Origin of the sequence: Actinomyces sp. MRS3W, assembly GCF_032465695.1 — a bacterium.
Taxonomy (GTDB): Bacteria; Actinomycetota; Actinomycetes; order Actinomycetales; family Actinomycetaceae; genus Actinomyces.
On record NZ_JAWDJJ010000289.1, the window covers coordinates 1 to 8,433 of the forward strand.

7 protein-coding genes are annotated in these 8,433 nt (G+C 68.9%); 3 read left to right on the top strand and 4 right to left on the bottom strand.

The annotated features are described in order from the left end of the window. Positions 1-1,713: carbohydrate-binding domain-containing protein (locus tag RWX45_RS11105; RefSeq protein WP_316023784.1), on the top strand; the 1,713-nt coding region annotated here is incomplete at its 5' end. A 613-nt stretch (positions 1,714-2,326) separates the two neighbouring features. On the opposite strand, the gene RWX45_RS11110 is transcribed toward RWX45_RS11105, so the two are convergent. Next, complete coding sequence (locus RWX45_RS11110; protein ID WP_316023785.1) at positions 2,327-2,914, bottom strand: DUF6036 family nucleotidyltransferase; 588 nt, start codon at positions 2,912-2,914, stop codon at positions 2,327-2,329. Beyond that, positions 2,904-3,497: a helix-turn-helix domain-containing protein gene (locus RWX45_RS11115; RefSeq protein ID WP_316023786.1), complete on the bottom strand. Its 594-nt coding sequence runs from the start codon at positions 3,495-3,497 to the stop codon at positions 2,904-2,906. The genes RWX45_RS11110 and RWX45_RS11115 overlap by 11 nt, the downstream gene beginning before the upstream one ends. A gap of 301 nt (positions 3,498-3,798) precedes the next feature. Between RWX45_RS11115 and RWX45_RS11120 the strand changes: the two genes are divergently transcribed. Further along, positions 3,799-4,674: an alpha/beta hydrolase gene (locus RWX45_RS11120; protein WP_316023787.1), complete on the top strand. Its 876-nt coding sequence runs from the start codon at positions 3,799-3,801 to the stop codon at positions 4,672-4,674. Between the two features lie 62 nt (positions 4,675-4,736). Here the strand turns inward: RWX45_RS11120 and RWX45_RS11125 are convergent, their stop codons facing one another. Then, positions 4,737-6,719, bottom strand: a complete 1,983-nt coding sequence (locus RWX45_RS11125) for an alpha-amylase family protein (protein ID WP_316023788.1) — start codon at positions 6,717-6,719, stop codon at positions 4,737-4,739. Positions 6,720-7,112: 393 nt separating this feature from the next. Next, positions 7,113-7,538, bottom strand: a complete 426-nt coding sequence (locus RWX45_RS11130) for a helix-turn-helix domain-containing protein (RefSeq protein WP_316023790.1) — start codon at positions 7,536-7,538, stop codon at positions 7,113-7,115. A 211-nt stretch (positions 7,539-7,749) separates the two neighbouring features. On the opposite strand from RWX45_RS11130, the gene RWX45_RS11135 reads away from it, so the two are divergent. Continuing rightward, entirely contained in the window at positions 7,750-8,364 is a 615-nt protein-coding gene (locus tag RWX45_RS11135) for an NAD(P)-dependent oxidoreductase (RefSeq protein WP_316023789.1), read from the top strand. Positions 8,365-8,433: the final 69 nt, after the last annotated feature.

Here is an 8,433-nt window from a genome sequence, read left to right on the forward strand (position 1 = left end):
GGCTCCAGCTCCAGCGCCGCCTCGAGCTCGGACTCCTCCGGCACCGTTTGGACGACGATCACCGCCGAGGTCGCCACAGCCTCCACCGGCGCCACCGTCGCCGACATCCTGGCCGCCAACGCCGACACCTCCGAGGCCGCCTCCGCGGCGACCGCCGACGATGACGCGGGCGCCTACGACGCCTCGGCCGCCACCATCATCGACCTGTCCGGCAGCTCGGCCGAGGTGACCAGCGGCGAGGCCGGCGGCGTGAGCATCGACGGCGGCACCATCACCATCTCCGCCGCGGGTACCTACGTCCTGTCCGGCACCCTCGACGACGGCGAGGTTATTGTCAACGCGCATGATGCCGAGGTCCGCCTCGTGCTGGACGGCGTGACCATCACCCACGCCGACGGCCCGGCCATTGACATCCAGGACGCCGGCAGCGCCGTCGTCGTGCTGGCCGAGGGGTCGCAGAACACGCTGACCGACGGCGAGACCTACGCCGACACCAGCGAGGACGCCCCCACGGCGACGCTGTTCTCCTCCGACACCGTCACCCTGACCGGCACCGGCTCCCTGAGCGTGACCGGCAACTCCAACGACGCCATCTCCTCCAAGAACGGCCTGGTCATCCAGGGCTCGCCCACCATCACCATCGACGCCGTCGACGACGGCATCCGCGGCAAGGACTACCTGGTCATCTCCGGCGGCACCCTTACCATCACCGCCGGCGGGGACGGCCTGAAGTCCACCGAGGACGACGACGAAACCAAGGGCTTCATCGCCCTGGGCGCCGCCGATATCACCATCACCTCCGGCGACGATGGCGTGTCCGCGACCACCGACGTCACCATCGACGGCACCACCCTGACGGTCACCGCGGGCGGGGGCCAGGCCAATGCCACCGCCGAGGAGGGCGGCATGGGCGGTATGCCCGGAGGACAGGCGGACGCCCAGGCCGCCGAGACCACCGCGGACGCCACGGACAGCACGGACACCGAGGACGAGTCCAACGTTGATGACGCCGCCAAACCCAAGGGCATCAACGCCGGCGTCAGCTACACGCAGGACTCCGGCACCGTGACGCTGGACACCGCGGACGAAGGACTCCAGGCGGCCTTCATCAACGTAGGCGGCGGGACGCTGACGATCACCTCCGGCGACGACGGCATCAACGCCACCAACGGCGACTACACCATCGAGGGCTATGAGACGGCCGACTCCGAGGCGGACGACGGCTCCGTGCTCACTGTCTCCGGCGGGCAGGTGCAGGTGTCCTTCACCTACTCCGACGGCATCGACTCCAACGGGTCGGCGTATGTGACCGGCGGGCAGGTCGTCGTCTCCGGCGAAGCCGGAACCGTGGACGGGGCGGTGGATGTCAATGGCGAGAGCCAGCTGATCGGCGTCACCGGCTCACCCTCCGTCAGTGCCGGCGACACCATCACGGTGACCAGCGCCGACGGCGACTCCTGGGAGATGACCAGCGTCTTCACCTCGCAGTACCTCACCGTGCTGGGCCTGAGTGAAGGGGTGGAGTACACGGTCGCCACGACGTCCGGCGGCTCCGCCACCGGCACCGCCTCCGCCCTGAGCTCCGGCATGGGCATGGGTGGCAATCCGGGCCAGGGCGGTCAGGCGCCGTCGGGCGACATGCCCACCGACGGCGGCATGGGCCCGGGCCAGGCGCCGTCGGGAGCCGATCAGGCCCCGAGCGACAACACCTAGTCCTGAGGCAAGCTTGTGGGCGGGGTTCCGACGCCGTCTACTACGCCACTTCGGTGTTGGGTACGCCGGTTAGCGGTCTGTTGAATGCCTGCTAGGCCTTCAGCAGACCGCTAACCGGCGTAGTAGACGGTGAACCGGCGTAGCAGACAGTTTCGGCGTCCCGGAGGGGGCCATGACCCAGACCAGGTGCTCCCGCAGGAAGGCGGGGGTCGTCATCGCCCCCGGTAGCGGACGGGAAAAGTGACCATCTGTCGCAACTTTTGCGGTTGGCGCCAGCCAGTAGCTTTCGGAAATCCCCTCATACCGGGGAAAACTCGATGGAGCCCGCCCGTGCGCGCCGCCCCGCGGCTCAAAAGTTGCGACGGATGGACACTTCGCCACCGGCAAGCGCCCCTGAGACGGCCGGTCGTAGGCTCGGGACGCTCTCAACCTATACGACCAACTCTCCTTCGACACGGGACGGACAGGGAACACGGTGTGACGCATTCGATCCAACCTTGACACAGCGGAGGTGATCACGTCCGGCGTTTCAGCCAACATTCGCAGCCGGTCTTGCTGTGGATAGCTCAGATCCCGTGTTTGCGCGTACGCCGTATGCGCTCGGGCAACGATGTCAGCCCTCTTGTCTCGGGCTTCCCGTGAGCCAACGCTGTAGGAAGGACAGCGCCCGCCGCCTTGCGCCATCGTGCTCCACCTCGAGCGTCTGCAAACGCTCTGCCACTGTCTCGGGGTCCACAAGACCTGCGTCAAGCAGCGCACCTACGAAAGCCCGGTCCTTGTCCCGATTCGCGCAGAGTTTTGCCACGCACAAGTCCTCCGGCGATAAGCACCAACCGATATTCTCCAAGGACGTCCCGGCAAGAGTAGTTGCGGGACCCGCTACACGAACCAGACGGCCCCTCCACCCAGCGGGGAGAACCGCCGTGGTCTCATCCACACCATCCATGAAGAAACCGTGGAGCTGCTCGAACGGCGACAGCTCACCCGCCACGCCTTCGATCGCGTCGGCCAACTCCTCAACGACTCGAGGGTCATCGTCGATGGGAAGTACGTCGATCTCGCGAGAGATCGTCGCCTCCGCTGGGAGCTCGTCCTCCGCATAGGTGCCGAGGATCGACTGCGAACCGACGACGATGACTTCGTGCTTGCCAGTAATCGCGCATGCTGCGCGTATGGCGTGGAACAGTTCCTCACGCCGCATAGTGCTCTCGCTCCCAACGGATGACGGCCAGTCGCTGAGCATCGCTGAGGAAGCCGGCCATGGGCGAGACCTCACGCAGGCAGCAGGCGTCCTCGTCGGCCGCGCACATGCGCTCACGCATCATCGTCGTCTCACCGGACTCGGCCCACTCCTCCCAACGCCTCAGATTCACCAGATGAGACTGCCCCCGCGTGGACCGCCGCACGCGTGCGATGCCCTCTCGCACCCGCGGCAGCCACGACTCCCGGTCCGACCAGTCGACGGAATCCTCAACCAACCGGTGCAGGAACAGGCTGCGCCGTCGTGACCGGCTCGACGCCGCCGCGCTGTCCGCATCGATTCTCGTCACCCGGTCCGATAACCCCACCTCATCCGCGCTCCCCGCGGGCGTGCGGGGGACCACGACGCCGGCGTCAACCAGTCCGAGAGCATCGAGATAACGGGAACGCGTGCGCAGAGTGATGTCACCGCGCGACTCCCGCGCCTCCGTCTGCGACACCGAGGCGACCGACACGCCCAGCCTTCTGGCCAGATCGCTCTGTGCAAGCCCGAGACCCTGCCGCGCCTCTCGAATCGTCGTCACGTTATTAATCTAGAAGTTAAGTCTCGGTTCGGCAAGACTATCGGGCGGCGCGATACGAATGCGATCCGAGGCTCGTCGGAGCAGGCGGGCGCGTCGTCGCTCCGGTTACGCAGGAGAAAAGTGACCGTCTGTCGCAACTTTTGCGGTTGGCGCCGGCCAGTAGCTTTCGGAAATCCCCTCATACCGGGGAAAACTCGATGGAGCCCGCCCGTGCGCGCCGCCCCGCGGCTCAAAAGTTGCGACCGATGGACATTTTGCCGCTGTCCACCGCCCCTGAGGCGGCCGGTCGTAGGCTCGGGGCGTGACCCTCACCGCCGCACCCTCCGCCGTCGCCCCGCTCGCCCGCCACCTGGCCGGACCGCTCGACGACGACGCCGCCCCCGTCCTCGTCCTATCCCACGGCATCACCGACTCGGCGGCCTGCTGGATCGAGGCGATCGACCGCTGGACGGGGGCCGGGTACCGGGTAGTGGCCTTGGACGCCCGCGGACACGGCGACTCCCCACGCTGGGACGCCTCCGATCTGGCAGACCACACCGCCACCGCTGCACGCCTGGCCACCGACTTGGAGACCGCCCTGGAGGACCTGCGCACCCGCGGTCTGCGCGGCGAGGGTCCGCTGCGCGCGCCGCTGGCAGTCGTGGGTCACTCCATGGGCGGGGTGACCAGTCTGGATGTGGCCGCGCACCGGCCCGACCTGGTGGATGTGGCACTGGCGGAGGATCCCGCCTTCGTCACCCCCGCCTGGCGCCGGTTGCTGGCGGCCCGCGCCTTCCAGCAGGTACGCGAGATGAAGCAGATCGCCGCCGACCCGCAGGCGCGCTTCGACCTGGAGATGGCTAATAACCCCACATGGTCGCCCCGGGAGGTGCGGGCGAGCGTGGAGGCCGCCTGCGGCGTCGATCTGGGATTCATCGCCATGGGCTGCGTCTCCCCGCCCACCCCCTGGCAGGAGGTCATTGACTCCCTCGCGGTGCCAACGCTCATCGTCACCGGCACCGAGCGGGTGGTGCTACGCGGCGACAACCTCACCAACATCACCCGCCGCGCCAACGCCTCCATCACCACCGCGGTCATCGAGGGCGCCCCGCACTGCGTGCGCCGCACCTTCCCCGACCGCTTCCACGCCATCACCGACCCCTGGCTCAAGCGGCATCTGGACCAACAGGGCCGATAGGCCCCACGCCCGGCTCGCGCACGTGGACGGCGAGCCGGGTCAGCCACATCCCGCGAGCGCGGTCAGTCGGTGGAGCGCACCAGCCACCAGGCGGCGTAGGGCGGCACCGGCACCTGGCCGTCGCCGGCGCCCTCCAACGTCGTCGAACCCGACGGCACCGTGTCGGTGAGCACGTCGACCGCGCCGAGTACCCCGTACTCGGCCAGTCGCGCCGCGGGCACGGACCGCCAGTCCGGAGTCACGTTGTACACGCCCACGAAGCTGCCGCGCGGGTGATCGCGGAAGGTAACCAGCACGCCGTCGTCGTCGACGGGGGCGACGACGGTACGCACCTCCGCGCTCAGCTGCGGCAGCGAGGCCCGCACCTTGCCCATGCGGACCAGGTCGGTGAAGACCCGGCCGGCCACCGTGGAGCGGTCGTGGCGCTCGGCCAGGGCGGTTTTGCTCAGCCGGGGGCGGCCGGCCCAGCGGGAGTCATCCTCGTGTCCGGGTTCGGTGTCCCAGTTCGGGTCGTTGAACTGCGCCAGCTCGTCTCCGCTCCACAGCACCGGGATGCCGCCCCAGCCGTAGATGATGGCGTAGGCCAGGCGCATGGCGTTGAGGCGTTCCTCCAGCCAGGTGCGCAACTCCTCCTCGCGCCAGGCGGGGGTGGCGTCGTCGATGCCGGCAACCGCCTCCGCGGCGGCCTCGAGCCCGATGAGGGAGGCCGCGGTGCCGGCGGTGCGGCGGTCGTTGGTGACGGGGTTGAACTGGAAGGTGATGCCGCGGGCGTCGCTCATCGGGTACAGGCCGGCGTACCAGTCGGCGAGGAACACCCGGTGCCAGTAGCCGTCCAGCCCGACCGCCTCGGCGTCGGCGTCGTCGATGGCCCAGCCGATGTCGTCGTGGCAGCGCAGGTAGGTGATCCAGGTGGCGGTGGATGGCTCAACCGGCAAGGAGCCAAGCGCCTGGGCGGCCAGGCCCACGCTGCGGGTGGCCAGCATGGACCAGATCTGCACCATGAGCGAGTTGTGGTAGGCCAGGTCAGAGACCTTGCCGGTGTACTTGCCCTGGCCCAGGTACTGCAGCAGCTCGGTGGGGGCGACGATCGCCTCCGCCTTGAGGTCGACGGCGGGGCAGGCGATGCGGGTCAGCGCCCGCAGCACCTCGGTGATGGCGTGAACCTCCGGCTGCCCCTGGCAATCGGTGCCCTTGCGCTTGATGGTGAAGGCAATGGCGTCCAGCCGCAGCACTTCCACCCCGCGGCCCGCCAACTCCAGGATGATGGAGACGAACTCCTCCATGACGTGGGGGTTGCGCCAGTTGAGATCCCACTGGAAGGAGTTGAAGGTGGTCCACACCCAGCCGTCGGCCTCCTCGTCCCAGGTGAAGTTGCCGGGGGCGAAGTCCGGGAAGATCTCCGGCAGGGTGCGCTCGTAGGCGTCGGGCTCGGTACGGTCGGGGTAGATGAGGAAGTAGTCGCGGTAGCGCTGCTCACCGGCCCGGGCACGGCGGGCCCACTCATGCTCGCGGGCCACATGGTTGAGGACGAGGTCGATGACCAGGCTCATGCCCTCCTTGCGCAGCGCGCCGGTCAGGTGGGCCAGGTCGTCCATATCGCCCAGATCGGGGCGCACGGAGCGGTAGTCAGCCACCGCGTAGCCGCCGTCGGAGTCACCGGGGCGGGGGGTGAGCAGCGGCATGAGGTGGAGGTAGTTGACACCCAGCTCACGCAGGTAGCCGATGCGCTCTTCCACACCCCGCAGGTCTCCGGCGAAGCGCTCGGTATAGCCGGAGTAGCCGATGCGGGAGGGGTCCTGCGCCCAGGCGGGGTTAAGAGTGCGTGCCAGATCCAGTCGGCGCAGCTCCGGATCACGAACGGCGTAGCTACGGGCAGCGTCGGCCAGTAGCGTGACGGCGGTGGCCGTGGCAGTGGGCTCACCGTACAGGGTGATGAGGCCGTCAATGATGTCCGGATACCAGCGCTCGACGCGGGTCGTGAAGATCTCCCGCTCGGCGAGCTCGAGTTCGGTGTCCGAAAAGGCGGCGTGCCGGTGAGCGCTCATACCTCTATGGTCCCCGATCCGGCGGCTGCGCGGGAGCACTTTCAGGCGACGAAGCCGCTGCAGGTGCCCGCCCCCTCACCGAAGCCGGCACTAATAACATGCCCAAACCGGCACTTGTAACGTGCCGAGACCGGTACAAATGACGTAGCGTGCTCGCCGGGTGACGCACCGAGCAGCTGGCGCTTGGCAGGTTCCGAAACGGGGGCGCGGGTGCCGGGTCCGGGAGCGTTATTGCCGCCCGCCCCAACCACCTCCCAGACGGCGACATCACGGCACACACCCCACCGCCAGGGCGGGAAACGGTCCAACCGCACGCAGACGGTCCGCGTTAACGGCACCGGCATGCATATTGACGGTCAAACAACCCAACCCCGCTGGCCCTTGGCCAGCCGCCTACTCCTGGGGCTGGGGGTGGGAGCGGTCGTAAACCTCGCGGTTGGCCAGCACCTGTTCGGCGTTGTCCTCGGCCCATGCTCGCAGCGCGGCGATCGGCTCGGCGAGACCGGCGCCAAGCGGGGTGAGCATATAGTCGACGCGCGGCGGCACGCCTGGCGTCTGCTCGCGCGTCAGCAGCCCGTCGCGCTCCATGGAACGCAGGGTCTGGGTGAGTACCTTCGGCGTGACGCCGCCGACCGCCTCGCGCAGCTGGCCGAAGCGCCGTGGCCCCTCGGCCAGCACGGCCACAATAAGCGGCGTCCACCGGTCGACGACGTGGCGAAGCACGGTCCGGGACGGACAGGCAGGTGAGAGGACGTCATAGGCGGACAGTGGATGCGCCGCGCATGTCTCGTCCACGGGGGACGACGCTGCGGGGGTCATGACGGGCGCAGGTGCCGCGGAAACGTCGTCGGTTAAATGTGACACGAGCTACTCCGTAGTTACCTTGAGGTACTTGCTATCTAAAACATACTGTGAGGTCGGCGGTTGCGCAAGCCAGCGTGCGGGCCCTCACCCGGGGACACACGACCGCACCTAGACACCAGCGCCGCCCGCACACCGCCTACACCACGCACAACACCAAGGAGCCTCCATGAACATCACCGTCATCGGCGGAACCGGCAACACCGGCTCGGCCGTCGTCGCCGAGGCCGCCCGCCGCGGTCACACCGTCACCTCCGCCTCCCGCTCCGGCCGTCACGCCGAGGGCGCCACGACGGATGTCGCCGTCGACCTGGCGGACACCGCTGCCATCGTCGACCTCGTCAACGCCGCCGACGCCACCATCCTCACCGTCTCCCCCGACCGCACCGGCGGCCCGGTTCAGCCGACCGTTGACGCCTTTACGGCGCTCATCGCCGCCCGTCCCAGCGGGCGCCTCGTCGTCGTCGGCGGCGCCGGGTCGCTGCTGGACGCCGACGGCAACCGCCTGGTGGACTCCCCCGAGTTCCCCGACGTCGCCAAGCCCGAGGCCCTGGCCTTCGGCGAGATCCTGGAGGCCTTCCGCGCCGCTGGCGACGAGCTCGCCTGGACCTTCGTCTCCCCGGCCCCCGCCTACCCCTCGGAGCAGTCCACCGGCGCCTACACCGTCGGCAAGGACAACCCGGTCGGCGCCGACCTGTCCCCCGCGGACCTGGCCATCGCGCTCGTCGATGAGGCGGAGCGGGACGCCCACCGCGGTGAGCGCTTCGCCGTCGCCAGCGCCTGATCCCCACGCCGCGGCACGACGCCGATCGCCGCGCCGTCTCGCGACCCCGGGGTCAACATGCCCCGGGGT